The 26,966-nt window shown below is 62.9% G+C and carries 23 protein-coding genes and 1 pseudogene; 10 read left to right on the top strand and 14 right to left on the bottom strand.

Annotation, left to right across the window (positions count from 1 at the left end; translation table 11 throughout):
• Positions 1-7 precede the first annotated feature (7 nt).
• Complete coding sequence (ppk2, locus tag JGU71_RS12345; protein WP_233529166.1) at positions 8-925, top strand: polyphosphate kinase 2; 918 nt, start codon at positions 8-10, stop codon at positions 923-925.
• Between the two features lie 85 nt (positions 926-1,010).
• A complete protein-coding gene (locus JGU71_RS12350; protein WP_199704400.1) occupies positions 1,011-1,874 on the top strand; it encodes an alpha/beta hydrolase family protein in 864 nt (287 codons plus the stop codon).
• A gap of 10 nt (positions 1,875-1,884) precedes the next feature.
• Here the strand turns inward: JGU71_RS12350 and JGU71_RS12355 are convergent, their stop codons facing one another.
• On the bottom strand, positions 1,885-4,074 hold the full coding sequence (locus JGU71_RS12355) for a prolyl oligopeptidase family serine peptidase (protein ID WP_199704401.1): 2,190 nt from the start codon (positions 4,072-4,074) through the stop codon (positions 1,885-1,887).
• Between JGU71_RS12355 and JGU71_RS30220 the strand changes: the two are divergent.
• From JGU71_RS30220 to JGU71_RS12375, 4 genes and pseudogenes are all read left to right on the top strand, one after another.
• Positions 4,073-4,186 (top strand): annotated as a pseudogene (locus tag JGU71_RS30220) (nucleotidyltransferase domain-containing protein); the annotation flags it as partial. The gene JGU71_RS12355 and the pseudogene JGU71_RS30220 sit on opposite strands and share 2 nt — an antisense overlap.
• Positions 4,187-4,951: 765 nt before the next feature.
• Entirely contained in the window at positions 4,952-5,908 is a 957-nt protein-coding gene (locus tag JGU71_RS12365; protein ID WP_199704587.1) for a dipeptidase, read from the top strand.
• A 58-nt stretch (positions 5,909-5,966) separates the two neighbouring features.
• The gene (gene lpdA, locus JGU71_RS12370; protein WP_199704402.1) at positions 5,967-7,373 is read left to right on the top strand and encodes a dihydrolipoyl dehydrogenase; all 1,407 of its coding nucleotides are present in this window, start codon (positions 5,967-5,969) and stop codon (positions 7,371-7,373) included.
• 88 nt (positions 7,374-7,461) lie between these two features.
• Entirely contained in the window at positions 7,462-8,637 is a 1,176-nt protein-coding gene (locus JGU71_RS12375) for an IS30 family transposase (RefSeq protein ID WP_233529169.1), read from the top strand.
• A 30-nt stretch (positions 8,638-8,667) separates the two neighbouring features.
• On the opposite strand, the gene JGU71_RS12380 is transcribed toward JGU71_RS12375, so the two are convergent.
• Positions 8,668-9,075 (bottom strand): winged helix-turn-helix transcriptional regulator, encoded by a 408-nt coding sequence (locus JGU71_RS12380; protein WP_199704403.1) that lies wholly within the window; start codon positions 9,073-9,075, stop codon positions 8,668-8,670.
• Positions 9,076-9,184: 109 nt separating this feature from the next.
• Between JGU71_RS12380 and JGU71_RS12385 the strand changes: the two genes are divergently transcribed.
• A complete protein-coding gene (locus JGU71_RS12385; protein WP_199704404.1) occupies positions 9,185-10,039 on the top strand; it encodes an SDR family oxidoreductase in 855 nt (284 codons plus the stop codon).
• A 71-nt stretch (positions 10,040-10,110) separates the two neighbouring features.
• Here the strand turns inward: JGU71_RS12385 and JGU71_RS12390 are convergent, their stop codons facing one another.
• From JGU71_RS12390 to urtA, 7 genes are all read right to left on the bottom strand, one after another.
• Positions 10,111-10,647, bottom strand: a complete 537-nt coding sequence (locus JGU71_RS12390) for a carboxymuconolactone decarboxylase family protein (protein WP_199704405.1) — start codon at positions 10,645-10,647, stop codon at positions 10,111-10,113.
• 38 nt (positions 10,648-10,685) lie between these two features.
• Positions 10,686-11,390, bottom strand: coding sequence for a GntR family transcriptional regulator (locus JGU71_RS12395; protein WP_199704406.1), 705 nt, complete (start codon positions 11,388-11,390; stop codon positions 10,686-10,688).
• A 15-nt stretch (positions 11,391-11,405) separates the two neighbouring features.
• The gene (urtE, locus tag JGU71_RS12400) at positions 11,406-12,098 is read right to left on the bottom strand and encodes an urea ABC transporter ATP-binding subunit UrtE (RefSeq protein ID WP_199704407.1); all 693 of its coding nucleotides are present in this window, start codon (positions 12,096-12,098) and stop codon (positions 11,406-11,408) included.
• The gene (gene urtD, locus JGU71_RS12405; protein WP_199704408.1) at positions 12,091-12,942 is read right to left on the bottom strand and encodes an urea ABC transporter ATP-binding protein UrtD; all 852 of its coding nucleotides are present in this window, start codon (positions 12,940-12,942) and stop codon (positions 12,091-12,093) included. Before urtD ends, urtE begins: the two co-directional genes overlap by 8 nt.
• Positions 12,939-14,081: an urea ABC transporter permease subunit UrtC gene (gene urtC / locus JGU71_RS12410; protein WP_199704409.1), complete on the bottom strand. Its 1,143-nt coding sequence runs from the start codon at positions 14,079-14,081 to the stop codon at positions 12,939-12,941. Before urtC ends, urtD begins: the two co-directional genes overlap by 4 nt.
• Complete coding sequence (gene urtB, locus JGU71_RS12415; protein WP_199704410.1) at positions 14,078-14,962, bottom strand: urea ABC transporter permease subunit UrtB; 885 nt, start codon at positions 14,960-14,962, stop codon at positions 14,078-14,080. The genes urtC and urtB overlap by 4 nt, the downstream gene beginning before the upstream one ends.
• 80 nt (positions 14,963-15,042) lie before the next feature.
• Positions 15,043-16,320 (bottom strand): urea ABC transporter substrate-binding protein, encoded by a 1,278-nt coding sequence (urtA, locus tag JGU71_RS12420; protein WP_199704411.1) that lies wholly within the window; start codon positions 16,318-16,320, stop codon positions 15,043-15,045.
• Positions 16,321-16,637: 317 nt separating this feature from the next.
• Between urtA and JGU71_RS12425 the strand changes: the two genes are divergently transcribed.
• A complete protein-coding gene (locus tag JGU71_RS12425; RefSeq protein WP_199704412.1) occupies positions 16,638-18,464 on the top strand; it encodes an acyl-CoA dehydrogenase in 1,827 nt (608 codons plus the stop codon).
• Between the two features lie 19 nt (positions 18,465-18,483).
• On the opposite strand, the gene ramB is transcribed toward JGU71_RS12425, so the two are convergent.
• Positions 18,484-19,908: an acetate metabolism transcriptional regulator RamB gene (ramB, locus tag JGU71_RS12430; protein WP_199704413.1), complete on the bottom strand. Its 1,425-nt coding sequence runs from the start codon at positions 19,906-19,908 to the stop codon at positions 18,484-18,486.
• Positions 19,909-20,032: 124 nt separating this feature from the next.
• Between ramB and JGU71_RS12435 the strand changes: the two genes are divergently transcribed.
• Positions 20,033-21,322 carry a lipase family protein gene (locus JGU71_RS12435; RefSeq protein ID WP_233529038.1) on the top strand — a complete coding sequence of 430 codons (1,290 nt, stop codon included), beginning with the start codon at positions 20,033-20,035 and terminating at the stop codon, positions 21,320-21,322.
• Here the strand turns inward: JGU71_RS12435 and JGU71_RS12440 are convergent, their stop codons facing one another.
• The 4 genes from JGU71_RS12440 to nagA form a co-directional block, all read right to left on the bottom strand.
• Positions 21,323-21,772, bottom strand: coding sequence for a PAS domain S-box protein (locus tag JGU71_RS12440; protein WP_199704414.1), 450 nt, complete (start codon positions 21,770-21,772; stop codon positions 21,323-21,325).
• A 104-nt stretch (positions 21,773-21,876) separates the two neighbouring features.
• Positions 21,877-22,611 (bottom strand): GAF and ANTAR domain-containing protein, encoded by a 735-nt coding sequence (locus tag JGU71_RS12445; protein ID WP_199704415.1) that lies wholly within the window; start codon positions 22,609-22,611, stop codon positions 21,877-21,879.
• Between the two features lie 72 nt (positions 22,612-22,683).
• The gene (locus JGU71_RS12450; RefSeq protein ID WP_199704416.1) at positions 22,684-23,121 is read right to left on the bottom strand and encodes a hypothetical protein; all 438 of its coding nucleotides are present in this window, start codon (positions 23,119-23,121) and stop codon (positions 22,684-22,686) included.
• 282 nt (positions 23,122-23,403) lie between these two features.
• Entirely contained in the window at positions 23,404-24,585 is a 1,182-nt protein-coding gene (gene nagA / locus JGU71_RS12455; protein WP_199704417.1) for an N-acetylglucosamine-6-phosphate deacetylase, read from the bottom strand.
• A 1,083-nt stretch (positions 24,586-25,668) separates the two neighbouring features.
• Here nagA and aceA point away from each other — a divergent pair.
• Complete coding sequence (gene aceA, locus JGU71_RS12460) at positions 25,669-26,958, top strand: isocitrate lyase (RefSeq protein ID WP_199704418.1); 1,290 nt, start codon at positions 25,669-25,671, stop codon at positions 26,956-26,958.
• The last annotated feature ends 8 nt before the right edge of the window (positions 26,959-26,966 follow it).

The following is a 26,966-nucleotide window of genomic DNA, read 5'->3' on the forward strand; positions in this document are numbered from 1 at the left end:
TGATCAACTGTCCGAACGTCGCTATGTGAGCGCGGTCGGGGATCTGCGTACAGCCGTCGATCTGTCGAACACCAGTGGGTTCGTGGTCAACGACGATGACGACGACGATCCGATCCTCCTCACGCACCCGGAAGGCGCGATCGTCGACACGTGGCGCGAGGACTACCCGTACGACGAGCGGATGTCGCGCCAGGAGTACGAGATGACGAAGCGGTTGCTGCAGATCGAGTTGCTCAAGTTGCAGAACTGGACGAAGGCAACCGGTCGGCGTCTGGTGTTCGTGTTCGAAGGACGTGACGCGGCCGGCAAGGGCGGCACGATCAAGCGCTTCATGGAACATCTCAACCCTCGCGGAGCACAGGTCGTCGCATTGGAGAAGCCGTCGGCGCGCGAGTCGTCGCAGTGGTACTTCCAGCGGTATGTCGATCACCTTCCCGCGGCAGGGGAGATGGTCTTCTTCGATCGGTCTTGGTACAACCGCGCCGGTGTCGAACGGGTGATGGGCTTCTGCACCGACGAACAGCACGCACGTTTCGTCCGACAGACGCCACTGTTCGAGCAGATGCTCGTCGACGACGGCATAGATCTAGTGAAGTTCTGGTTCTCGGTGTCGCAACTGGAGCAGCGCACCCGTTTCGCGATCCGTCAGGTCGACCCCGTTCGGCAGTGGAAACTGTCGCCGATGGACCTTGCGTCACTCGACAAGTGGGAGCAATACACGGCGGCCAAGGAAGAGAGCTTCCGCTACACCGACACCGATTTCGCACCATGGACCGTGGTGAAGAGCAACGACAAGAAGCGCGCGCGGGTCAATGCGATGCGGCACGTACTCGGCAAGTTCGACTACGAGAACAAGGACGAAGAGGTCGTCGGAACGGCCGATCCGCTGATCGTCGGTCGTGCGAAGGACGTTCTCGGGGAGTAGGCGGCTCCGCCGCTCGTGCGTCTTCTCGGTGGACGGGCCCTGGCGAAAAGACGCACGAGGCGCGCAGCGCCCTAGGCTTGCCGACGTGGAGACAGTTCCGATTCAGATGCCCGATGGCAGCACATCGCCGGTGTGGTTGTTTCCCGCGGACGAGAGTCGTAGCCGTCGACCGTCGCCGGATTCGCCGCGACCGGTCGTCGTTCTGATTCCCGGACTAGGCATTCCCGGTGGGTACTACGACGTATTCGCCAAGGAGTTGGCTGCCCGCGGTTTCGATGCCGCGGTCGGAGAGCTACGCGGGCAAGGTGACAGCCGACCGAAGCCGAGCAGCGCCAGTCGGTACGGCTACCACGAACTTGTGTCGGTCGACTTCCCTGCGATGTTCGAAGTCGTTCGTGACCGATTCCCGGACGGCACGCCGTACCTGTTGGGGCACAGCTTCGGTGGCCAGCTCGGCGTGCTGTACGCGGCACGTATCAGGGGACGGCTCGGCGGACTGATCCTGGTTGCATCGGGGACGCCCTACTACCGGTCCTTCCGAGGCACGATGTCGCCGGGAGTACTGCTCGGCTCGTCGGCAATGTCGTTGACCGCCAACCTCGCCGGTTTCTGGCCGGGAGATCGGCTCGGTTTCGGAGGCTTCGGTCGGCAATCGAAAGTGCTGATCTCGGACTGGTCGCGCCTCGCTCGCACCGGCAAGTTTCTACCGGCCGACGCCGACATCGACTACGAGGAACGGATTTCTCGCCTGAAATTGCCGGTGCTGTCGATCTCCATCGAGGACGACGACGTCGCGCCTGCATCCTCGGCCGAGCACCTGTACGGAAAGCTGCCCGGCGCCGACGTGACGACGTGGCACCAACCGGAACCGTTGGGGCACAACGGTTGGATCCGCAACCCGACCACCACGGTCGACCGAATCGAGACGTGGTTGCACGACAGAGCCTGAGCCGCAGGCTTTATCGGTTGAGTTGCGTCCAGAGGAACTCGTAGATCAGAGCTCCCTGGAACGCCGCCTGCGCGTTGTCGGAAGCGCCGCCGTGACCACCTTCGATGTTTTCGTAGTACCAGACGTTGTGACCGTATTCTTCCAAGCGAGCGGCCATCTTTCGGGCATGTCCGGGATGAACACGGTCGTCACGCGTCGACGTGGTGAGCAGAATCGGTGGGTAGGAAGCCGATTTCGACACATTCTGGTACGGCGAGTACTCCTTGATGAAGGCCCATTCGTCCGGGTCGTCGGGGTCGCCGTACTCGGCTACCCACGACGCGCCTGCCAGCAGTTTGTGATAGCGCGACATGTCCAAGAGCGGTACCTGGCAGACCAAGGCGCCGAACAACTCCGGGTATTTGGTGAGCATGATCCCCATCAACAGGCCACCGTTGCTGCCGCCGACGGCGCCGAGTTGTGCCGGCGTCGTGATGCCGCGGGTGACGAGATCCTTGGCGACGGCGGCGAAGTCCTCGCCGACCTTGTGCCGGCCGGACTTCTGGGCCTGGGTATGCCACTGCGGACCGTATTCGCCCCCGCCTCGGATGTTGGCCGTCACCGAGATGCCGCCGCTCGACAGCCAGCCAATTCCGTTGCCCGCGTTGTATCCAGGTGTTCTCGATACTTCGAACCCGCCGTAGCCGCCGAGGAGCGTCGGGCCGGATGCGCCGGGTTTCCTGACGACGAAGTAGGGCACCTGCGTTCCGTCGAGCGAGGTGGCGAAGAACTGCTCGACGATCAGACCGTCGGCATCGAAGTGGCTCGGCTCCTGCTTGAGCAGCTCCAGCTCGCCGCCTAGGGTTCCGGCGAGAAGCGTTGTCGGAAAGGTGAATCCGCTCGTCGTCATCATGTAGTCGTCGCCGCTCTCCAGCGGATCGAGATTTGCGACGGTTGTCGTTGCCATCGGTGGTGCTTCGCTGAGTTCGGAACGCGCCCAGCCGTCGGGTCCCGGCGTCAGTACTGCCAACTTGGTCTGCACGTCGGAGAGTGTGACGAGGATCAGATGATGCTCGGTCCAGCCGTACTGGTACAGCGAGGTGTGGGCGTCCGGTTCGAACAGCACCTCGAAATGCCGTTCACCAGAAAGGAACTCGTCGAAGTTCGTCGCAAGCAGAGTTCCGGACGGGTAGGTATCCTCGCCTACCTGCCACGAGGACTTGGTGCGAACGAGCAGCCAGTTCTTGTACCAGGATTCGGATGCGTCCGACGGCGTCTCGATGGGTTGCAGGTGGCCGTCGGGATGCAGGAGAGCGCTCTCGTGGTTGAAGAAATCGGTCGACCGGGATACGTAGTGCCGCTCGTACCCCGGTGTCCTGTCGTAACCTGCGCCGACCGAGATGTCGGCAGGATCGCCTTCGAAGACCGTCTCCGCTGCGTCGAGCGTGGTGCCGCGTCGCCAACGTTTCGCAATCCGCGGATAGCCCGATTCGGTCAGCGATCCAGGGCCGAAATCTGTTCCGACGTAGACGGTGTCGATATCGATCCAGCCGATGCTCGACTTGGCCTCCGGTAGGTAGAAGCCATGGTCCGGTGCGTCGGGGGCAAGGAATGCTCTTGCTGTCATGTCGAATTCACGCACGACACTCGCATCGGCGCCACCGCGAGACAGGCTGACGAGTGCGCGCTCCTGGCTTGGTCGAAAGACGGTCGCGCCGCCCCACACCCAGTTTTCGTCCTCTGCTTCGGCAAGCGCGTCGACGTCGATGATGACGTCCCAATTCGGCTCGCTCTTGCGGTATTCAGCCATCGAGGTCCGCCGCCAGATGCCCCGAACATGCTCGGCGTCGCGCCAGAAGTTGTACAGATACTGCCCACGTCGGCCGGGCGCAGGGATGCGGTCGTCGGTGTCCAGCATCGCCCGCAGACTGGACTGGAGTGCCTGGAAGCGCTCGGGTGTCGCGAACTCCTCCTTGGTGCGCGCGTTGCGCTCCCGCACCCAATCCAAGGCTTGTTCGTCGAGTACTACCTCCAGCCAGAGGTAGGGGTCGTCGATAGGTACTTTGCCCGCAGGATCGTTCACGCTGCTGTCCACATCACCGGTCACCGCACCATTCTGTCGGACGAGGCGCCGACTCCGCTGGTCCAATCTCGATTCCGGGTCTCGGCACGGCCGGTAGCATGCGGTGATGGCTCTCGATGACGGGTTCCTCCAGGACATGGCGCAACAGTTGTGCGAGGTCTCGGGTGTCGTCGGTGTCGTACTTGGCGGCAGCAGGGCCCGGGGTGTCCACACTCCCGAATCCGACTACGACATCGGGATCTATTACAGACGGCCACTGGACATCTCGGCGCTCGGCGACGTGGCGCGCACTCTTGCAGGCCCCCGCGCGGCTGTCACCGACATCGGGGTGTGGGGTCCGTGGGTGGACGGCGGAGCATGGCTCACCATCGCCGACAACGCGGTCGATTGGCTCTATCGCGACCTCGACCGTGTGCAGCGAATTTGGACCGGAGTGCAGGAGGGCGCCTACGGGTTCCCCGCTCAAGTGGGTCATCCGTTCGGTTTTGCCGACTTCGCGTATGTCGGCGAACTTGCGTTGTCGATCGTCCTGGACGACCCGACGGGCGAGCTCACGGCGCTGCGCGCGGCGGCGCAGGAGTACCCGACTGCATTGAGCGAGAACCTCGTTCGCCGATTGTGGGAGAGTTCGTTCGACGTCTACATCGCCCGAAAAGCGGTCGGGCGCGGCGATGCGACGTTCGTCGCAGGCTGTCTGTTTCGGGCGATCGAGGTCTGCGCGCACGCACTGCACGCGCGGGCGGGTAGGTGGCTCATCAACGAGAAAGGTGCGGTCGCCGCTGCCGGGCGATTGTCGATTGCCCCCGAAAACTTCACCTATCGTGCGCAATCCATCATCGGAACACTGGGGACGACACCTGCCGAGTTGGTCCGTGCACTCGATGCTGCCGACGAATTGGTTCGCGACACGGTGCTGGCGTGCGACATCCGTCCGTCGGCGGTGGTGGTCACGGAGCCCGCTCCGGCAGGTCCCGAGCCGGAGGCGGCGTCGAGGACGACTCCTGCGGCGCCCAAAATGGTTCTGTGGGAACAGCATTGCTGCCTTCCGCTGCAGGAGAATGCCGATGTCACCGAACTGGCGCGATATCCCGCGGGTTCGTTCCTTTCGGTCAATATCGGCTACTCGCCGCAGTCCAAGGCCCAAGCGAGCGCACTCGGCCATGCGTTTCGCAGAAATGCACTGTGGGACGGTCGCTTTCGTCCGGTCCAGGTTCTCGACGATCTCACCGCGGCGGCCGAGGACGGCATGATCGCGTTGGCCTTCGATCTCGAAGATTCGGGTCCGCTCGAAGGTGAGGTCGACAATGTCAGGCACTTCTACGATCTCGGGGTCCGCACCATGCTGCCGACCTACAACTATGCGAATGCCGCGGGGTGTGGCTGTCTCGATGCGGAGGACACAGGACTGTCGGCGTACGGGCGCGACCTGGTTCGTGAAATGAACGCTGTCGGAATGACTGTCGACGGATCCCACTGCTCGATCCGAACCGGACTCGAACTCGCGGAGGCATCGGAGCGTCCGATGATCTACAGCCACGCCAACTTCAAGTCGCTGTGGAGTCACCCCCGCAACATCACCGACGACCAGGCGCGTGCCTGTGCAGCGACGGGTGGCGTGATCGGCATCAACGGTGTCGGAATTTTTCTCGGGGTCAACGGACCCGAGCAGCATCGCGACCGTGTACGCGCGATCGCTGATCACATCGCCTATGGCGTCGACCTGGTCGGAGTTGCACACATCGGAGTTGGCAGCGACTACTCGTTCGACAGCGCAGATTTCAACCTGGAGCTCGCGACCAATCCACAGGCGTTCTCCGAGGCGTACACCGCATGGGGACCTCTGCAGTGGGTGCCGCCGGAAGACCTGCTGACCGTGCCCGCCGAGTTGATGCGACGAGGCTTCGACGACGCCTCGATCGCGGCGATCTTCGGTGGAAACTTCGCCCGTGTCGCCGCGCAGGTGTGGAGCTAGCGGCCCTAGTTGACCGGACCGAGGACAGCGAGTTTGCATCGGACTACGCTTGGCGACCGTGACCACACACTATGACGTCGTTGTACTCGGTGCCGGTCCCGGCGGATATGTGGCCGCGATTCGCGCGGCGCAGCTGGGCCTGAGCACCGCCATTATCGAGAAGCAGTACTGGGGCGGTGTCTGTCTCAATGTCGGCTGCATCCCTTCGAAGGCGCTGCTGAGAAATGCAGAGCTGGCGCACCTGTTCACCAAGGAAGCCAAGACGTTCGGCATCTCGGGGGAGGCCAAGTTCGATTTCGGCGCCGCCTTCGATCGAAGCCGGAAGGTCGCAGACGGCCGCGTCAAGGGCGTTCACTTCCTGATGAAGAAGAACAAGATCACCGAGTACGACGGCCTCGGTTCGTTCACCGATCCGAACACGATCTCGGTCGAGCTGTCGAAGGGTGGCACCGAGACCATCACCTTCGACAACGCGATCATCGCGACCGGAACGGTGACGAAACTCCTCCCGGGCACGGAGCTGAGCAAGAACGTCGTCACGTACGAAGAGCAGATTCTCACGAAGGAACTGCCCGGCTCGATCCTGATCGTCGGCGCAGGCGCAATCGGTATGGAGTTCGCGTATGTGCTCGCGAACTACGGCGTCGACGTCCGCATCGTAGAGTTCCTCGATCGCGCACTACCGAACGAAGACGCCGACATCTCCAAGGAGATCGCGAAGGCGTACAAGAAGCTCGGAGTGAAGATCTCCACCGGTGCGGCTGTGCAGTCGATCGACGACGACGGCTCGAAGGTCACTGTTGCGATCAAGGACAACAAGAGCGGCGAGATCGAGACGGTCACCGTCGACAAGGTGATGCAGGCCGTCGGCTTCGCTCCCCGGCTGGAGGGCTACGGCCTCGAGAACACGGGCGTCGAACTGTCGGATCGGCCGAAGGCGATCGCGATCGACAACGTCATGCGCACCAACGTCGACCACATCTACGCGATCGGCGACGTGACCGCGAAGTTGCAGTTGGCGCACGTGGCAGAGGCGCAGGGTGTCGTCGCGGCCGAAACGATTGCAGGCGCGGAGACGCTGCCGATCGACGACTATCGGATGATGCCTCGTGCGACGTTCTGCCAGCCGCAGGTCGCGAGTTTCGGTCTGACCGAACAGCAGGCGCGCGACGAAGGGCACGACATCAAGGTCGCGTCGTTCCCGTTCACGGCCAACGGCAAGGCACACGGACTGGGCGATCCGACAGGCTTCGTGAAGCTGATCTCGGACACGAAGTACGGCGAGCTTCTCGGTGGCCACCTGATCGGTCCCGATGTGTCCGAACTTCTACCCGAATTGACGCTCGCGCAGAAGTGGGACCTGACGGTGAACGAGCTCACCCGCAATGTGCACACTCATCCGACGCTCAGTGAAGCTCTGCAGGAAGCGTTGCACGGCCTCGCTGGCCACATGATCAACTTCTAGAGGCGGCTACGCCGCTCGTGAGTCCTTTTGGTGCTTGGGTTCATGCGGTCGACGCAACATCGCTGATCATTGAGGGGTGTTGACGAAGATGCTTGGTGTTGGACGGTGGCCGTGGATCGAGAGTGCGGTTCGGTATCGATTCTGGGATTTGCGGGGTTCGGGGGTGTCGGTACCCGACGCTGCCAGTTCCGTCGGTGTCGGTGTCACGACCGCGCAGAAATGGGTACGGGAGCACGGTGGTGTGCGTCCACGACCACCGAGCCCACCCTCGGGGCGCTATCTCAGCGTCGCAGAGCGTGAAGTGATCTATGAGATGCGGATCGCCGGTGCGACGATGCGGGCCATCGCTGCGGTGTTGGGCCGGGCGCCGTCGACGGTCAGTCGCGAGCTCAAACGCAACAGCGACTACCTGGCGAAGTATCGTCCGCATGCTGCGGAGCGGGCAGCGCGGTTGCGGGCTCGCCGCCCCAAGCCGGCCAAACTGGCCGTCAACGCTGCACTGCGCGAACAGGTGCAGAAACTGTTGACAGACAAGTTGTCCCCGGAGCAGATCTCGGCCACTCTGAAGCAGACCTATCCGGACTGCTCGGAGATGCACGTGTCCTACGAAACGATCTACCAGTCGCTGTATGTGCAGGCCCGGGGTGGCCTCAAACGTGAACTGGTGCAGCATCTTCGGACCGGGCGTGCGCTGCGCAAGGTGCAGCGTCGCAGCGATGAGCGGCGCGGGCGGATTCCGGACATGGTCAACATTTCCCAGCGGCCGGCCGAGGTCGCTGATCGCGCGGTGCCCGGGCATTGGGAGGGTGACCTGATCATCGGCAAGAACAACGGGTCCGCGATCGGGACGCTGGTGGAACGGACAACGCGGTTCGTCATGCTGTTGCCGTTGCAGGACGGGTTCGACGCGATCGCGGTGCGTGATGCGATGATCGCCGCCGTCGCAGAGTTGCCTGCGGCGTTGAAGAAGTCCGTGACCTGGGATCCAGGACGGGAAATGTCGCGTCACGCCGAGATCACCATGGCCACAGCGATGCAGGTGTACTTCTGCGATCCGCACAGCCCGTGGCAGCGGGGCACCAACGAAAACACCAACGGATTGCTGCGTCAGTACTTCCCGAAAGGCACAACGCTGTCCGTGCACTCGGTCGAGCGCTTGCGTGAGGTGGCTCTCCAACTCAACCAACGCCCACGCAAGACACTCGACTGGCAGACTCCACAGGAAAGACTCAACAAATTGCTAGATGTTGCGTCCACCGCGTGAATTCGCCGTGGTTCTGCCCTCCGAAAGGACTCACGAGCGTGAAGCGCCTATCGAGTCGTATTTCGCGCGGGCCGTGAGTACTTCCGGCATCCGCGATTCGACCATCTCGATCAATCCCGACAGTTGTGCGGCCACCGCTGCGCCGAGGTCGGTGAGACTGTATTCCACTTTCGGTGGAATCGATTCCAACACTTCGCGATTCACCAACCCGTCGCGTTCGAGGATCTGCAGAGTCTGTGCCAGCATCCGTTCGCTGACGCCGTCGACGCGACGCCGCAGCGCGTTGAAACGGTAGGGTCCGTCGCTCAACGCGACCAGCGAGAGCGCACCCCATCGGCCGGTGATGTCGTGGAGCGCTCCGCGGGACGGACATGCCCGCGCGAAGACGTCGACCTCGAACGAGTCGGTGTTCGGGTTGTCGGCCGCCGGTTTTGCCATAGCGAAAGTGTACTACCTCTCAATAGTGCGCATGCGTTTGCAGAAGTGCTTACTAATAGTTAGTGTATGTAGAAGAGGAAGTTACTCGACCACATCAAGAGGGGCAGCAATGACAATCGCAGTTACCGGAGCAACAGGAAATCTCGGACGGCTGACCGTCGAAGCACTACTGGAACGAGGAGTTGCGCCGTCCGATATCGTCGCGCTGGTTCGCACTCCCGCCAAGGCCGCCGACCTGGCGGAGCGTGGCGTGCAGGTACGAGCCGCCGACTACGACGACAAGCAGTCCTACGTCGACGCTCTCGCCGGCGTCGACCGTCTCGTCCTCGTCTCGAGCAGTACGGTCGGGCAGCGACTTGCCCAGCACACCAACGTGATCGAGGCTGCCAAGCAGGCCGGCGTCGGGAACATCGCCTACACGAGCATTCTCGATGCCCAGGACAGCCCGCTCGCCCTCGCGGCTGAGCACAAAGCCACCGAATCGGTGCTGATCGAGTCGGGAATCCCGTTCACCCTGCTGCGCAACGGTTGGTACTGGGAAAACTACACAGAGGGTCTCGAGCAGACGATCGAGCACGGTGTACTCATAGGCGCATCGAACGACGGCAAGATCGCCGCTGCAGCACGCGTCGATTTCGCGGAGGCAGCTGCCGTAGTTGCCTCGACCGAGGGCCACGAAGGCCGGATCTACGAGCTGGGCGGCGACGAACGGATCACGAAAGCGCAGCTCGCCGAAGCAATCTCGGCGGTCGGAGGAAAGCCCGTCGTCTATCGGAATCTGTCGGAAGCGGACTTCGCCGCAGCGCTTGTCGAAGTCGGGCTGCCGGAGGGTTTCGCCAAGATTCTGGCCGACTCCGACGCAGGAGTGGGCAAGGGCGGCCTCGATACCGACAGCGGCGACCTGCAGAAACTCATCGGTCGACCGTCGACGCCGGTAGCCACTGTCCTAGCCGCAGCGCTCTGAGAACTGCATGCGGGTCGTGAGTCCTTTCGGAGCGCCTGACCTCCGAAAAGACTCACGAGCGGCGTAGCCGCCTACTCGAAATCGCGGTCGATTTGCAGGACCCCGATGGTTGTCGCGAGACCGTCGTACTGACTGACCAGCAGGCAGATTTCGATCAGCCTGCGATCGTCGAAATACTTCGACAACTCCGACCACGTCGCATCGTCGAGGGCCTTCGTCTGGACCAGCGAATCGACCGCGCTGAGCAGGGCACGATCCTTCGCCGCCAAGCCTTCGGCCGTCGGGCCTTCCAGTACCTGCTCGAGGATCTCGGCGGTCACACCGGCTCGTCGGCCGAGGCGGACATGGTGATCCATCTCGTAGCCGCACTCCCGCAGGTGCGCGATGCGGATTATCACCAGTTCGCTCTCGAAGCGAGTCAGCTTGCCACCCGGCATCAGTTTGCCGCTGTAGTGCAGCCAGCCGCGGAACAGTCCGCCCGTCCGGCCGAGTGTGCTGAACAGGTGGGCGTCCGACGCGCCCGCGCCCTTGGAGATCACCCGCCACAGCACCCAGTTGATCGGACCGAGTTCTTTGAACCGGCCTGGCTGTATCCGCGGCGACGACATGACCGACACGCTACCTTCGCTGCCGGAGGGGGGAGCGGTCAGCCGCGCACGGCAAGGCCGAGCTTCGCCATCGACAACGCGCGTTCGGCACGTTCGAGCACAACCGACTGCGAATTCTCGATGTGGTCGAGCAACTGTCGGAACGCGTCTTCGAGCCGTCCGGCCAGGACGGACTCCGCGATCCGAATATGCTCGACGACCATCGTTGCCACGCGATCCTCCGTGAGTGCGTCCAATGCCCTGACGGGCCGCATTCGTGAGTTCACACCTGCCAAAGCCTCTGCCAGAGCTGGATTTCCAGACGCCGCAAGCAGTGTGGTGTGGAAATGTTCGTCCGCCCCGACCAATTCGGGTCCTGGATCGGGTGGTGAGTCCCGAAAGCGTTGCCACACCTCGAGTTCACCGACGACGGCGGCACGGTCGTGTGTCAGTGAAGGATCGTCGAGGACCCGCCGAATTCCACGTGCCTCCAAGGTCGAGCGCAGTTCGTACAACCCGTCGAGGTCGTCGAGCCGCGGTCGGTACGGGTAGAGGCCGTGTTCGTCACGCTCGATCAATCCGTCGGCAAGCAACCGGGCAAGCGCTTCACGGACAGGTGTTCGCGAGACGCCGTACAACTCGGCGAGCCGCTCCTCACCGAGGCGTTCGTTCGGCGCGATCGATCCGGATGTCAGGTCCCCACGCAGTGATTCGTAAACCTGTTCGCGTAGCGAGCTCGGACGCAAGCTCCCCCGACGAGCCATGGTCAGACGGCCATCTCAGATTGCCATCGCTGCACGTACGGTCGATTCCGAACCGGCACCACCGTCGCCTTCCGACGTGACGCGACCGGATTCCAGCACGTAGTACCGCTGCGCTGCCTGCAACGCGAACCCGATGTGCTGCTCGACGAGCAGGACACTCAGCCCGCCGCGTGCGGTCAGATCGACGATGGTGCGTTCGATCTCTGCGACGACGGACGGCTGGATACCTTCGGTCGGCTCGTCGAGGATCATCAAGCGCGGCTCGGTGATCAGTGCACGAGCGATCGCCAACTGCTGACGCTGGCCACCGGACAGCAAGCCCGCCCGCCGGGTCAGCAGCCCGCGCAGCGCGGGGAAGAGGTCGAGCGACTCGTCGATCAATGCCTTGCCGCGCTTACGACCGTCCGCGACGACCTGCAGATTCTCGGCCGTCGTCAGCTGACCGAACGACTGCTGACCCTGCGGCACGTAGGCGAGACCACGTTTGACGCGGGCACTGGGCCGCATCTTGCCGATGTCCTCGCCGTCGAGCAGGACCTTGCCCGACTTCACGGGCAACAGCCCGACCGCAGCTCGCAGCAGTGTCGTCTTACCTGCACCGTTGTGGCCCATCACGGCGGCCACACCGTCCGTCGGAACCGTAACGGACACACCGTGTATCACTTCGGCCCGACCGTAACCGCAACGGACGTCGACGAGTTCAAGCATGCGAGTTCTCCTCCGTTGTGTGCGCTGTAGACGCGGCAACCGCTGCCAACTCTTCGCCGCCCGCGGCTGTGCCGAGGTAGACCTCCTGCACCTTCGGGTCGGCCTGGACCTCTTCGACGGTGCCCTCGCTGAGCACTTTCCCGCCTGCGAGGACGGTCACCGAGGTCGCGAAGGCTCGCATGAAGTCCATGTCGTGCTCGACGACTACGACGGTTCGTTCGCCACCGATGCGGCGCAACAGGTTTCCCGTCTCTTCACGTTCGTCGGAGCTCATGCCTGCGACCGGTTCGTCGAGCAGGAGGACCGAAGCGTCCTGCACGAGCAGCATGCCGATCTCGAGCCACTGCTTCTGTCCGTGTGCGAGCACTCCGGCGGGTTTGTCGGTCAGGTCGCCGAGACCGGTGATCTCCAGTGCCTCCTGGATCTTGGGCAAGACCGCTTTTCGGCGTCGCAACAACGTCAATGCCGAACGACCAGCCCCCGCAGCAATGTCGAGGTTCTGCAATACGGTCAACTGCTCGAAGACGCTTGCGGTCTGGAAGGTACGCCCGACACCGAGCCGAGCGATCTGGTGCACCTTCTTGCCGAGCAGTTCGACACCGGACTTGGTGACGGAGCCGGTTGCTGGGACGAGTCCGGTGATGGCGTCGATGAGCGTCGTCTTACCGGCGCCGTTCGGGCCGATGAGAAACCGAAGATCGCCTTGCAGCAAGGTCATGTTCACGTCGGTATTGGCCTTGAAGCCGTCGAAACTGACTGTGAGGTTGCGGATTTCGAGATAGTCGCTCGACATGCCCGCGTTGCCGCCGAAAGCGGGTTCGTGCTTGGTCTCTGTGCTTGTCATCGCACGGGCTCCTTCACGAGATCGAGCGGTTCGACGTCGGGATCGGCAACGGACGCCGCGACCGGAGGGGGATCGTCGGAGTCGAGTTTTCGCTTGCGTCGCAATCGGATTGCGGCGAGGCCTGCGATGCCTGCCGGGAAGAACCCGACGACGACGATGAACAGGCCGCCCTGGATATAGGTCCAACCGGACGGAAATTCTTCCGACAGTGCGCTCTGCGCCCAGCCGACACCGATCGCTCCGAGCACCGGACCGAGCAGTGTCGTCCGGCCGCCGATGGCAACACCGATGAGGAACGCGATGGACGGTGCGATACCGATATCGGCGGGAGTGATGAAGCCGACGATGGGCACGACGAGGGCACCGGCGATACCTGCGAAGAATGCGGCGATCGTATACGCGACGATCTTGATGTTGGCGGGGTCGTAGCCGAGGAACCGAACGCGTTCTTCCTGATCACGGACAGCGACGAGCAGTTCGCCGTAACGGCTGTGCATGACCTGCCGAGTGACGGCGAGGACGACGAGCAGGGTCGCTGCGGCGACGAAGAAGAGCATCTTCTTGTTGACGGGGTCGTAGAGGTTGAGACCGAAGAACGTCTGGAAACCGTTGAGTCCGTTGGACCCACCGATGCTGCGCTGGCCGACGAGGAGGATCGCGAGCGCAGCAGCCAAGGCCTGGCTGAGGATGGCGAAGTACGCACCTTTGACACGACGTTTGAACACGCCGTACCCGAGTAGCAGCGCCGTGAGTGCGGGCAGCACGGCGATGGCAACGATGGCGACGAACGGTGATGCGAAAGGTTGCCAGTACGAGGGTAATTCGCGAATCCCCGCAGTCTGCATGAAGTCGGGGACATCGGCGTCCACGAACTCGGCATCGGCGATCTTCATGTGCATCGCCATGATGTAGGCGCCGATGCCGAAGAAGACGCCCTGGCCGAGCGTGAGCATTCCGCCACGGCCCCATGCCAATCCGATGCCGACCGCGACGATGGCGAAGCACAGCAGTTTGGCGAGCAGGTTGAGTCGGAAGTCGCTGAGGACGGCCGGTGCGATACCGAACAGCAGGACCGCACCGAGTGCGAATCCGATCGCCGCGCCTCGTCCGCCGCGGAGGATGGAACTCAGGCCGGTCATGCCAAACTCCTTGTCTTGACGGTGAACAGACCCTGCGGTCGCACCTGAAGGAAGAACACGATGACGACGAACACGATGACCTTCGCGATGGATGCGGTGGTCGAGTATTCGATGTAGGAGTTGAGAATGCCGAGCGAGAAGGCCGCGAGTACGGCTCCCTTGATCTGGCCGAGACCGCCGATGACGACTACCAGGAAGGCATCGATGAGGTAGGCCTGGCCGGTGGTCGAGCTGGTGGCTCCGATCAAGGTCAACGCAACACCGGCGACACCGGCGAGGCCGGAACCGATGAAGAACGTGCTGATGTCGGTTGTCCGACTAGAGATTCCGCTCGTCTCGGCAAGGTCCCTGTTCTGTACGACCGCGCGGATTCGACGGCCGAGCGGGGACATCTTGAGGACGAGCGCAAGTACTGCCACACACACGATCGCCAGCACCATGATGAAGATGCGGGCCTTCGGTACGACGGCGCCGAGGATCTCGACGCCGCCGCGAAGCCATTCTGGACTGACGACATTCACGGCAGGTGCGCCGAAGATGTCGCGGGCGACCTGCTGCAGGACCAGCCCGACGCCGAACGTCACCAACAACGTGTCGAGCGGTCGGTGGTACATGCGGCGAATGAGCGTCACCTCCAGCAGCACGCCCATCAGGCCGCCGACCAGGAAGCCGACGAACAGCGAGACGAAAAGGGAGACACCGGCGCTGGTGATGACCTGCTGCACGACATAAGCCGTGTAGCACCCCGCCATGATGAACTCGCCGTGGGCCATGTTGATCACGCCCATCTGACCGAAGGTCAGTGACAGGCCGAGTGCTGCCAGTAGCAGGATCGACCCAAGGCTGAGTCCTGTGAATAACTGTCCTACAACGACATCCATAGGATTTGTTCGCCTCTCGTTGCTCGCGTGTTCGTCGGCGTCAGTTGCCTGCGTGCCGGCTGTCGTTCATCCCGGCGGGACTATTTGCCGCCAAGTCCCTTCGCCCATTCGTAGGACGTGAGGTAGGGGTCGGGCTTGATCGGCGAAGGCGACTGCCACACGGTGTAGATCAGGCCGTCGGGCTTGATCTCGCCGATCAGGGCTGTCTTGGTGATGTGGTGGTTGCTGCCGTCGATGGTGACGAGACCCTCGGGTGCGGCGAAGGTGACGCCGTCGGCGTTGTCCTGAATGTCCTTGACGGCGAACGACTTCGCCTTTTCAACCGTGTTCTTCCACAGGTACACCGAAACGTAGGCCGCTTCCATCGGGTCCGACGTCGGCTTGTCGGCGCCGAACTTGGCCTTGTATGCGTCGACGAACGCCTTGTTCTCGGGCGAATCGACGGTCTGGTAGTAGTTCCATGCCGTGAGCTGGCCCGCGATCACGTTCGCGCCGATGGCCTTGACCTCTTCTTCGGCGATCGACACGGAGACGACGGGCATCTCTGCAGCCTTGAGGCCCGCGTTGTTGTATTCGTTGAAGAACGCGACGTTCGAGTCACCGTTCAGGGTGTTGAACACCGCACCGGCACCCGACGTCCGAACCTTGTTGACGATGGTGGAGAAGTCCGTCGAGCCGAGCGGAGCGTAATCCTCGCCCTTGATCTCGATACCGTTCGCGCTCGCGTACGCCTTGATTTCGTCGTTCGCGGTCTGCGGGAAGACGTAGTCGCTACCGACCAGGTAGAGGGACTTGACGCCCTTCTCCTTCAGGTAGTCGAGTGCGGGGATGATCTGCTGGTTGGTGGTGGCACCTGTGTAGAAGATGTTCTTGGAATCTTCGAGGCCCTCGTACTGGACGGGGTAGTAGAGCAGGGAGTTCTTGCCTTCGAAGACAGGCTTCATCGCCTTGCGGCTCGACGAGGTCCAGCCACCGAAGACGGCTGCGACGCAATCGCTGCTGATCAGCTTGTCGGCTTTCTCCGCGAAGATCTTCGGCTCGGACGCGCCGTCTTCCTTCACGGGCTCGATCTGCTTGCCGAGGACACCGCCGGATGCGTTGATCTGGTCGATCGCGAGCTGGATCGAGTCACGAACCGTGACCTCGGAGATCGCCATCGTGCCCGACAGCGAGTTCAGCATTCCAACCTTGATCGTGTCCTTGGACGTATCGACGCAGGAAGCGACCGAGGTGTCGTCGCCGGCCTTCGAACCGCAGCCTGTGAGGACGAGGCCTGCGACGGCGAGTGCGGTCGGTGCGGCCATGATCCGGAGGTAACGCTTCGATCGTTGGCGATGAGAACCACAAGAATCTGGCATGAGGCGGGCCTTTCGATCTTCGGGGGATGGAGTCGCGGCCCGCACAACGCTGCACGTGCCGCACCCGACTACGACCGCTGTATCCGGCGTGCGTATACAGCGGTCGTATTCGTGAAGGCAGACAGTAAAGGGAAAGTATTGCGTTGGAATGACTCTCGATGACATGTTTGTGTCCCGCATTACCGTGGCGTGAACGATCCCTCGTCGAACCCCATTTCCCGCTGTGAGCGGTCCGGAAGTTTCCGCTCGCGATTCCGGCGCGGAATCTAGGGTTGAGTGCGATCGTCGCCCAAGCCGCACCTCTGGAGGACACACAAGTGGGTCACTACAAAAGCAACGTTCGAGACCTCGAGTTCAACCTGTTCGAGGTGTTCGGTATCGGCACGTTGCTGGACGCGGGAAACTACGGCGATCTCGACACCGACACCGTGCGAAACATCTTGTCCGAGGTAGCCCGGCTGGCCGAGGGCCCTGTTGCCGATTCGTTCGCCGACGGTGATCGCAACCCGCCAGTCTTCGACCCCGATACCCACGCGGTGACGATCTCGGATCTGCTTCGCAAGACGGTAACCGCAGTGCGCGAAGCAGATTGGGCGCGGATCGGCCTACCGGAGGGGATGGGTGGAGTCCCCGCACCGTCGGTCCTCGTGTGGGCGGTGAACGAAATGATGATCTGTGCGAACCCGGCAGCACTCTTCTTCAACATGGGTCCGCTGATGGGCAGCGTCCTCTACGGAATCGGAACCGAGGAGCAGAAACACTGGGCGAAGGCCGGCTACGAACGCGGTTGGGCCGCAACGATGGTGCTCACCGAGCCCGACGCGGGGTCCGACGTCGGTGCGGGCCGGTCGAAAGCGATTCCGCAGGACGACGGCACCTGGCACATCGAAGGTGTGAAGCGGTTCATCTCGGGCGGCGACGTCAGCGATACGGCGGAGAATGTCTTCCATCTCGTGCTGGCCCGTCCGGAAGGTGCCGGTCCAGGCACGAAGGGGCTGAGTCTGTTCTACGTCCCCAACTTCCTTTTCGACTCGGAGACATTGGAACTCGGCGCCCGCAACGGTGTGTACGTGACCAACGTCGAGCACAAGATGGGCCTCAAGTCGTCGCCGACCTGCGAGTTGACCTTCGGTGCCACCGATGTTCCTGCAGTCGGTTGGCTCGTCGGCGATGTGCACAACGGCATTGCGCAGATGTTCCACGTCATCGAGAACGCGCGGATGACGGTCGGCGTGAAGTCGAGTGGCACTCTGTCCACCGGCTATCTCAACGCGCTGGATTACGCGAAGCAGCGAGTACAGGGTGCGGACCTGACCCAGATGACGGACAAGGCCGCACCCCGCGTCACGATCACTCACCATCCCGATGTCCGTCGCAGTCTCATCATGCAGAAGGCGTATGCGGAAGGTTTGCGCGCGGTCTACCTCTACACCGCCGCGCACCAGAATGCCGATGTCGCGCAGCTTGTTTCAGGAGCTGACGAGGACACGGCACTACGGGTCGACGACTTTCTTCTTCCCGTCGTCAAGGGAGTCGGTTCGGAGAAGGCGTACGAACTGCTCACCGAATCGCTGCAGACATTCGGCGGCTCCGGCTATCTCCAGGACTATCCGATCGAGCAGTACATCCGCGACGCGAAAATCGACACGCTCTACGAAGGTACGACGGCAATTCAGGCGCAGGACTTCTTCTTTCGCAAGATCGCCCGTGATCGTGGTGTCGCGTTCAGCCATGTCGGCGCGCGAATCAAGGAGTTCGTCGACAACGGCGAACGGTTGACGGACGAACGTGCCTTGCTAGCAACGGCTTTCGACGACGTGCAAGCCATGACCGCTACGCTCACCGGATATCTGATGGCAGCGCAGCAGTCGCCGACCGAGATCTACAAGATCGGACTCGGGTCCGTGCGTTACCTGTACGCGGTCGGCGACCTGTTGATCGGCTGGCGCCTGCTCGTGCAAGCCGATGTCGCACTCGCCGCCCTCGAAGGGTCGCCGAAGGCGAAAGACGTTGCTTTCTATCAGGGTAAGGTCGCCGTCGCTTCGTTCTTCGCCAAGAACATCCTTCCGCTGTTGTCCGCGACCAAGGCGGTCATCGAAGCCATCGACAACGACATCATGGATCTCGACGAAGCTGCATTTTAGGGCTGCGTTCAGGGCAGTTCTAGATCCCCGGCTCCGGCCCGAGGACATACGGCGACACCGAACTCTGGTGCTCGCTGATGTCGAGTACCTTGCCGAGCGGCGGGAACGCGCGCTGCGGACAATCCGAGCGCTCGCACACACGACACCCCGCACCGATCGGTGTCGCCTTGGCGTCGTCGAGGTCGAGTCCGTCGGCGTAGACGACCCGACCCGCGTGGCGTAGTTCGCAACCGAGCCCGATGGCAAATGTCTTGCCTGGCTGGCCGTATCGTGCCGCACGGCGCTCGACAGTGCGGGCGATCCACAGATACTTGCGTCCGTCGGGCATCTGCGCGATCTGAGTCATGATCTTGCCTGGATAGGCGAACGTCTCGTAGACGTTCCACAGCGGGCAGGTTCCGCCGCTGGACGAGAAGTGAAAACCTGTGGCGGACTGCCGTTTCGACATGTTCCCGGCGCGGTCGACGCGCACGAACGACCACGGCACGCCGCGTTGTTTCGGGCGTTGCAGCGTCGATAGGCGATGACTGATCGTCTCGTAGCTCTGCGAGAAGAAGGCAGACAGCCGCTCGACGTCGTATCTGAAATCCTCTGCCGCTTCGTGGAATTGGCCGTAGGGGAGGACTGTCGCCGCGGCGAAGTAGTTCGCGAACCCGAGGAGAGCCAGTTTGCGCGACGACTCGGACGAGAAGTTGCCTTCTTCGACGAACCGGTCGAGCAAGGTACCGCATTCGAGGTAGGCCAACTCGGCTGCGAATTTGAAGATCTTCTGGCCGCCCGATAGGTGCGGCGAGATTTCGAGTACGCGGTTGTCGGGATCGAAGCGGTGCAGCACGTTCTCCCCGAGGTCGATGCGTTCCACGATTTGCACGTCGTGCAACCGCGTGAGTCGCCGACCGATCTCGCCTGCGACATCGCCGCGGTGGAAACGCATCCGCGCGGTGAGATCTTCTGCGGCCGTATCCAATTCGTGCAGGTAATTCTGTCGCTGATAGAAGTAGTCACGAACTTCCTCGTGGGGCTTGCTGATCGAACCACTACCGCTGCCGTCGGCGAACCGTTCCTCGGTCGCGGCTGCGAGCTGGGCCGAGGTGTTTCGGTATCGCCGATGCATGTTGACCATCGCGCGCGCCATGCTCGGATGCGAGGAGACCATGTCCGCGATCTCCTGCGAGTCCGCGCTGATCCCCATCTCCTGATCCAGTGCCACTTCGCGCAGTTCGGCGATCAGTCGGGTGTCGTCCTGCGAGGAGAAGAACGTTGTGTCGACGCCGAACACCTCGCTGATGCGCAGCAGCACCGCGACGGTGAGTGGCCGTACGTCGTGCTCGATCTGATTCAGATAGCTTGCCGAAATCTCCAGTGTCTGTGCCAGCGCGACCTGACTCATGCCGCGTTCGGTACGTAGCTGGCGTAGCCGCGTACCGACGTACGTCTTGGACATCATCCCAGCGTACGGACGTAATGCCGGCTTGCAAATGTGGCGTTCGCAAATTTAGCGGGGTGCGGCATTGGCAATCGCGGCCGATCTCCGCCGATTCGGGCCGCCGCGGCGTCCGGCTGAACCTATGCTGATCTCGACGTCGGTCGGGAGAGAGTTGGTCGGCATGCGGGCGTTGAGTGGACGGATATTGCTGATCGCATTGGCTGCGGCGGTCTCGGTGAGCCTTGCTGTGCCGAGCGTCGCGACGTCGGATCCGGTGCAGGAAATCATCGAACCGACCCGAGATCCGGCGCTGCTGTACCCCACGCCGCTACCCGATGCGTGGTTCGTTCCCCCGCCAGGATTCGAGAACACTGCGCCGGGCACGGTTCTGCACACACGTCCCACGACGGTCGGCCCGCTTCTGACACCGGTGTTCGCGACACAACTACTGGTGCGATCCACCGACTCGAAGGATCGGCCGATACCCGTGGTGACGACGGTGATCGTGCCGCAGGCGCCGTGGACCGGGCCGGGAGCGAGACCGCTCGTCGCGTACAACACGGCTATCGATTCGCTCGGGCTGACCTGCGTGCCGTCGTGGACGTTGCCGCGTGGCAGTGAGATCGAACTCGCCGCAATCCAGCTGCTCTTGGCCAAGAACTACGCAGTGATCGTCACCGACCACCAAGGCCCGCGGCAGGCATATGCGGCAGGCCGGATATCGGGTCACGCAGTGCTCGACTCGCTACGCGCGACGGTCAACACACCATGGCTGGGACTGTCGCCCGATTCCCCGATTGCCGTCAGCGGCTACTCGGGTGGAGCGATCGCGTCGGGTTGGACTGCGGAACTCGCGCCTACCTATGCACCGGAACTCCGCATCGTCGGCGTCGCGATCGGCGGCGCACCGGTCGATTACCGACTCCTACTCGGCTCGATGAACGGTAGAAATCTCGCATCGTCGGTCTTTCTGGCAGCGACGATGGGTGTCGCACGCGAATATCCGGAACTGTTCGAATTGATGAACACAAACGGCTGGCGACTGGGAATGATCGCACGAGACTGGTGCCTCGCCGCGCTTGCGCCGGTCGGTGTCGTCGCTCCGATCCCCGTCGAAGCATTGTCGGACGTGCCCAATGTGGTCGCCACACCCATTGCGCAACGCGTACTCGACGCGACACGGCTTGGTGGGCAGGCACCGACAGCGCCGGTCTACATCTACCAGGGCCAGCAGGAAATCTGGATCCCGAGGGAAGGCGCCGAACGTCTCTACGACGAATGGTGCGCGAAGGGTGCACGGGTGCGGCTCGACGAGTTCGTCGGTGAGCACCTCGTCGTCGCGCTGTCGGGTATTCCCGCGGCGAACAGTTGGATCGACGACCGACTGACGGGCAAGCCGATGGCCGAAGGATGTAGTGCCTTCGGCCGCTGACTACTTCGGTTCGAGGAACGCCGGCGGAATAGCGGCGTCGGGACCGTTCGCCCACAACTGGTCGGTCAGGTCGTAGAACGTCACCAGGGCGAGTGGGTCGTCTTGGCGTAGCAGCACCGACGTGCTGACGATCGTTCGGACGAGAGATCCGTCGCTGTGCACGAGGTCGACAAGGTGGCCTGCGGATTCGCGAAGTGCGGTGTAAAGAGGGCTGCGGTCGGCGCTTTCGGTGGTCGCAAGGGCGGGCAACTTTTCGAACGTCTCCGCATCGAGCTCGCTGCGGTCCCAACCGACCAGTTGCTCGAACGCTGGATTTGCGTATACGAGAGTGCCGTCGACGTGCACCGCGACCATGGGTGACGGGAGCCGATCCAGCAGTATCATCGCCGGAAGTTGCCACAGGTAGCCCAACGACGTGTCCGGTGCTGGACGTCGTCGCTCGACAACCATGCGTATCGATTCCCTTCGGGAGTAGCCGAATTGGCGGCTATCGGACTAGGTGATACCACAACAGGACAACCGATGAAAATCCTAACAGCGAGCACCCGACGGCGTCACGTCGCTCTACGTCCGAACAGATCGGCCGAGTCGGCCGAACCGTCGACGACCGAGCGGGCCAGGTCGGTGAGCCGAGTGTTGTTGTCACGCGCAGCTTTTCGGAGCATGGCGAAAGCTTGATCCATGTCGAGGCCACTTCGTTCGGCGAGCACGCCTTTCGCTTGCTCGATGATCACCCGCGTATCCAGCGCTCCCTGCAGCTGATGGGTGACCGTCTCGTTGCGCGCCAGTACCCGCTCCTGCAGGATGCCGATCGTGGCGATATCGGCCAACGCGCGAGCGACCGCCAGATCGGCATTCGACAGGTGCCCCGTCGCGGTCCGGAACAGGTTGATGGCGCCGATTCGCTCGCCGCGGAGCCGCATCGGCAGCGCGAAAACGGCGAGGTAGCCCTCACTTACGGCACGGTCGGCAAAGGCTTGCCACTGAGCGGAGTCCAGTTGCAGGTCGTCGACGAGAGCCTCTCTGCCGGTGCGGTACGCCTGCAGGCAGGGGCCGCCGTCTACTTCGACCTGAAACAGTTCGAGAAGACGTGTCTGTTCGCTGGTCGACGCGAGTACATGGAGACGACCGCCTGGGTCGCCGAGCATGATGCCGGCGGCATCGACTGCCAGGAGGTGGACGCAGTGGTCGACCAGGCGCTGCGCAAGCTCGATCACGTCGTAATCTGCGACGAGCGTGTCCGCCAAGTCGACAAAGGCTCGCACCAGCGGCCCTTCACGATCCACCATCGTTACCTCTTCTTCGACAAGTTTCGTTCGTCGGACGTTCGCGGTCAACCAACACCCGCTGCTCGGTGCGCGTCATATTTCGCGGCTCTCGAAAGGGTTCGTAGACAACTGGTTTCGGAAGGCGACTCGACAGCTCGCCTGGTATCGGTGGTATTGCCGCATGCGCGCACGGGCCTCGGCCGCGCGGCGCTCTGCGAGGTGTGCGCGTTCTCGCTCGAATTCGACCCGTATTGCTGCGTTACCTCTGCGCAGTTCGTCGGCACGGCTGCGGGCGTCGCCGTCATCGAGCACGGCGGCGGCGAGTTCGTCGAGACGGATGCTTACGTCGTTGAAGGTCAACCGAAACGAGGTTCCCGGCTCGAGGTGGCGGACTGCGGCTTCGTCCAGAAGCCGCAACGCACGGGCAGCCGTCTCGAAGTTGAAACGCAGCACGGGCGTAGATGCGGTGCGTAGCCAGCCGAACCGGCCGGAAATGCGGTTGTCGCTGGTTTCGGTAGCAGGTTGACTCACACTCTTCCCCGGTTGTCCATGTCGACAGATGTGCGCACTTCGGCCACCACTGAGAGTGATGGCGCGGGCGGAGCACCGGGGTCTTGGGAGCGTCCTGCCCCACAAAGTAGTCAATGTGGCGGAGGTCGCACAAATCGAGTTGAGGGGCAGGTCGAGAGCCGTCACCGACCTCAGTGAATGTCATTGCTGCACTGGATTTTTACGAGATGCTGCGCTCCCCGTCGAGCGCCGATGGTCCATGGACCACGCGCCGTCTCCGTTGGTCGGCCGCAGCGACCAGGATCACGGCAGCCAGGAACCGCGACGCATCACCCGCTGCAACGTGAACGTCGAATCGACGACGACCAGATCCGCGTCGTAACCGACCTCGACGGCACCGCGCTGCTCGGCGATTCCGACGACGGTTGCCGGCGTCGCGCTGGCCGCCAGGACCGCGTCCACTAACGGCACGCGGGCGTCGACGACCGTCCGACGCAACACCTCCAGCAGGGTCGCTGTGCCGCCCGCGATCGAACCGGACGCGACACGAGCGACGCCGTCGGTTACGCGGACCCGCTGCGGACCGAGGTCGTAGTCACCGTCCGGCATTCCCGCGGCCGCCATGGCGTCGGTGATCAGTGCGACGCTTCCGCGAGCGGCCGCAAACACGAGCGCGACGAAACCCGCATCGGTGTGCACACCGTCGCCGATCACCTCGACGACTGCTTCATGGCGGGCCGCTGCGACCAACGCCGCTGCGACCGGACCCGACGATCGGTGGTGCAGCGCGGCCATCCCGTTTGCGAGGTGAGTCACCAGGCTCGCGTCGTTGCCGAGGGCTGCAGCGAATTCGGTGTAGCTCGCATCGCTGTGACCCAAGGCCACCACAACCTCGTTGGCACGCAGTAGCTGGGCGACTCGAGTGAAGCCGGGTAGTTCCGGGGCGAGGGTCATCGCGCGAACGGTTCCACCGCCGGCTGCGAGTAGGCGTTCGGTCAGGTCGACGTCCGGCTCGATCAGATACCGAGGATCTTGTGCGCCGCACCGTTGCGTCGAGAGAAAGGGACCTTCCAGATGGATGCCGTCGATCGTGCCGTCCTCGACGAGCGGTCGGAGCGTGGCGAGTTGGTCGAGCAGTACCTCCGGCGGTGCGCTGACCAGACTTGCAAGCAATGTTGTGGTGCCGTTTCGATGGTGATGTGCTGCTGCTTTGGCTACCGCGGTCCGATCGGTTGTTGTGAAGGTGCCTCCGCCGCCACCGTGGCAGTGGATGTCGACCAAGCCGGGCAGCACGGTTCCTACGGCATCGGGAAGGGCGCTGTCAGGGTTCGCGGCCGCCCAGTCGGCAGCGGTGCGCACGCTCGTGATCTTGGTGCCCTCGATGCCGACCACGCCGTCGTCCACGACGATATCCGGGGTGACGACGCGGCCCCTGATCGCGTAATTGTCGTCGGTCGAACCCGCGCCGGAGCCTGCTGTGTGCACAGTGCGATTTTGCCGCACGCAGGCTTTCGCGTCGTGCGTCCTTTCGGAGGGCAGGCGCACCGGAAAGACTCACGAGCGCGAAGCGCCCCGCTGAAAGTTGACGCGTCCAGCTGTCCGGTTCGGGCGAAAGCATGCGCAGCCGAACAGTTTTCGTGGCACCGACCACTGGTTACGAGTATCGTGAGCCGTGTTGATCCGGACCCTGGCGATTACCGTGTCGGTCGCGTCTGCCACAGAAAGTTTGGGCTATGCCTGCCTCGTTTTCACACGATCTGCATCGCATCCGCAGTCCAAATCTGTGCGCTCCTCGATCGATAGCGCGAACGCAATTCGTCTGAACGCAGGGCTTCGGCTCGGCACTCCGAGGTTTGTGACACTGGGCCTCGCTGCAGTACGCATCATTGGAAAGCATTCAAGACAGGGGTGGATCAACCATGCTCGAAGCGACACAGGGGACCGACGGGTGTCGCGCCTGGGCGCTGCATTGCGACAGCTGCGACCGGTGGGTGTACAGCGCTGCTGGCATGGCGTCGACGGTCCTCTACTCCGCGCGAGTGGAGGGTTGGGTCATCGGCGAGCAGATCCGGTGCCCGAGTTGTGCCGCAGGGGCAGTGATCCGGTAGCGGCTCGAGTCTGTTCGGGGATCAGGACGCTTCTGTTCGGGTCGGTGTGCGCCGAGCAGGCGGCACACCGACCCGAACTCATGCATGCCGATCCGCTGCCCCTCGATGGGCTGCTGCCTGCACTGTGACTGTCGCCACAGTCGCCCCCTCGGTCACTCGGATCCACGCCGCGGTGGACCCTCTCGTAACCAGTACGTCCGTCCGGTTAGCGCGGTGCGAATGCCGTGGGTAACCGGCTTTTTTGCGTTACCCGTCGGTATCCGATCGGTCGCGTTTCGCCAGCGGTGATTTGCAAACTTAGCAAACCGCTTTGAAAAGCTAGCGAAGATTGGCATTAGCAACAGGTGGACGGCACTTTTTCGCTGTGCCATATTTAAACAGTACGCACGTTATGCCTCGCAAGGCTGCGAATGATCGCCGATCCGCGGTGATCGAAGAATCAAAGAGATGTGGAGCAGGAATGTCACGCACCGGCACCCCGAAGACCGCCGCTGAAATTCAGCAGGATTGGGATACCAACCCGCGCTGGAAGGGTCTGACTCGCAACTACACGGCCGAGCAGGTCGCAAAGCTGCAGGGCACCGTCGTAGAAGAAGCCACCCTCGCCCGTCGTGGCTCGGAGATCCTCTGGGATCTCGTGAACAACGAGGACTACATCAACTCGCTCGGCGCCCTCACCGGCAACCAGGCCGTGCAGCAGGTCCGCGCCGGCCTCAAGGCCATCTACCTCTCGGGTTGGCAGGTCGCCGGTGACGCGAACCTGTCCGGCCACACCTACCCGGACCAGAGCCTCTACCCGGCCAACTCGGTCCCCTCCGTCGTGCGTCGCATCAACAACGCGCTGCTTCGCGCCGACGAAATCGCCAATGTCGAAGGCGACACCTCGGTCAGCAACTGGCTTGCCCCGATCGTTGCCGACGCCGAAGCAGGCTTCGGTGGCGCACTGAACGCCTACGAACTGCAGAAGGCCATGATCGCCGCCGGTGCCGCAGGTGTGCACTGGGAAGATCAGCTCGCCTCGGAGAAGAAGTGTGGCCACCTCGGTGGCAAGGTGCTCATCCCGACCCAGCAGCACATCCGCACCCTGACCTCCGCGCGTCTCGCGTCCGACGTTGCCGACGTTCCGTCGGTCATCATCGCCCGCACCGACGCCGAGGCCGCGACCCTGCTCACCACCGATGTGGACGAGCGCGACCGTGAATTCCTCGACGGCACCCGCACCGCAGAAGGCTTCTTCGGCGTCAAGAACGGTATCGAGCCCTGCATCGCGCGTGCAAAGGCCTACGCCCCGTACGCCGATCTCATCTGGATGGAAACCGGCGTGCCGGACCTCGAAGTTGCCAAGCGCTTCGCCGAGGCCGTTCGCAGCGAATTCCCGGACCAGCTGTTGGCCTACAACTGCTCGCCTTCGTTCAACTGGAAGGCACACCTGGACGACGCGACCATCGCGAAGTTCCAGCGTGAGCTCGGCGCGATGGGCTTCAAGTTCCAGTTCATCACCCTCGCCGGCTTCCACTCGCTCAACTACGGCATGTTCGACCTGGCCTACGGTTACGCCCGCGAAGGCATGACCTCGTTCGTCGACCTGCAGGAACGCGAGTTCAAGGCAGCCGAAGAGCGTGGCTTCACCGCCATCAAGCACCAGCGTGAAGTTGGCGCAGGCTACTTCGACCTGATCGCAACCACCGTGGACCCGAACACCTCCACGGCAGCGCTCAAGGGCAGCACCGAAGAGGGCCAGTTCCACTGATCCGCCTC

The organism is Antrihabitans stalagmiti, assembly GCF_016482825.1.
Classification (GTDB): Bacteria; Actinomycetota; Actinomycetes; order Mycobacteriales; family Mycobacteriaceae; genus Antrihabitans; species Antrihabitans stalagmiti.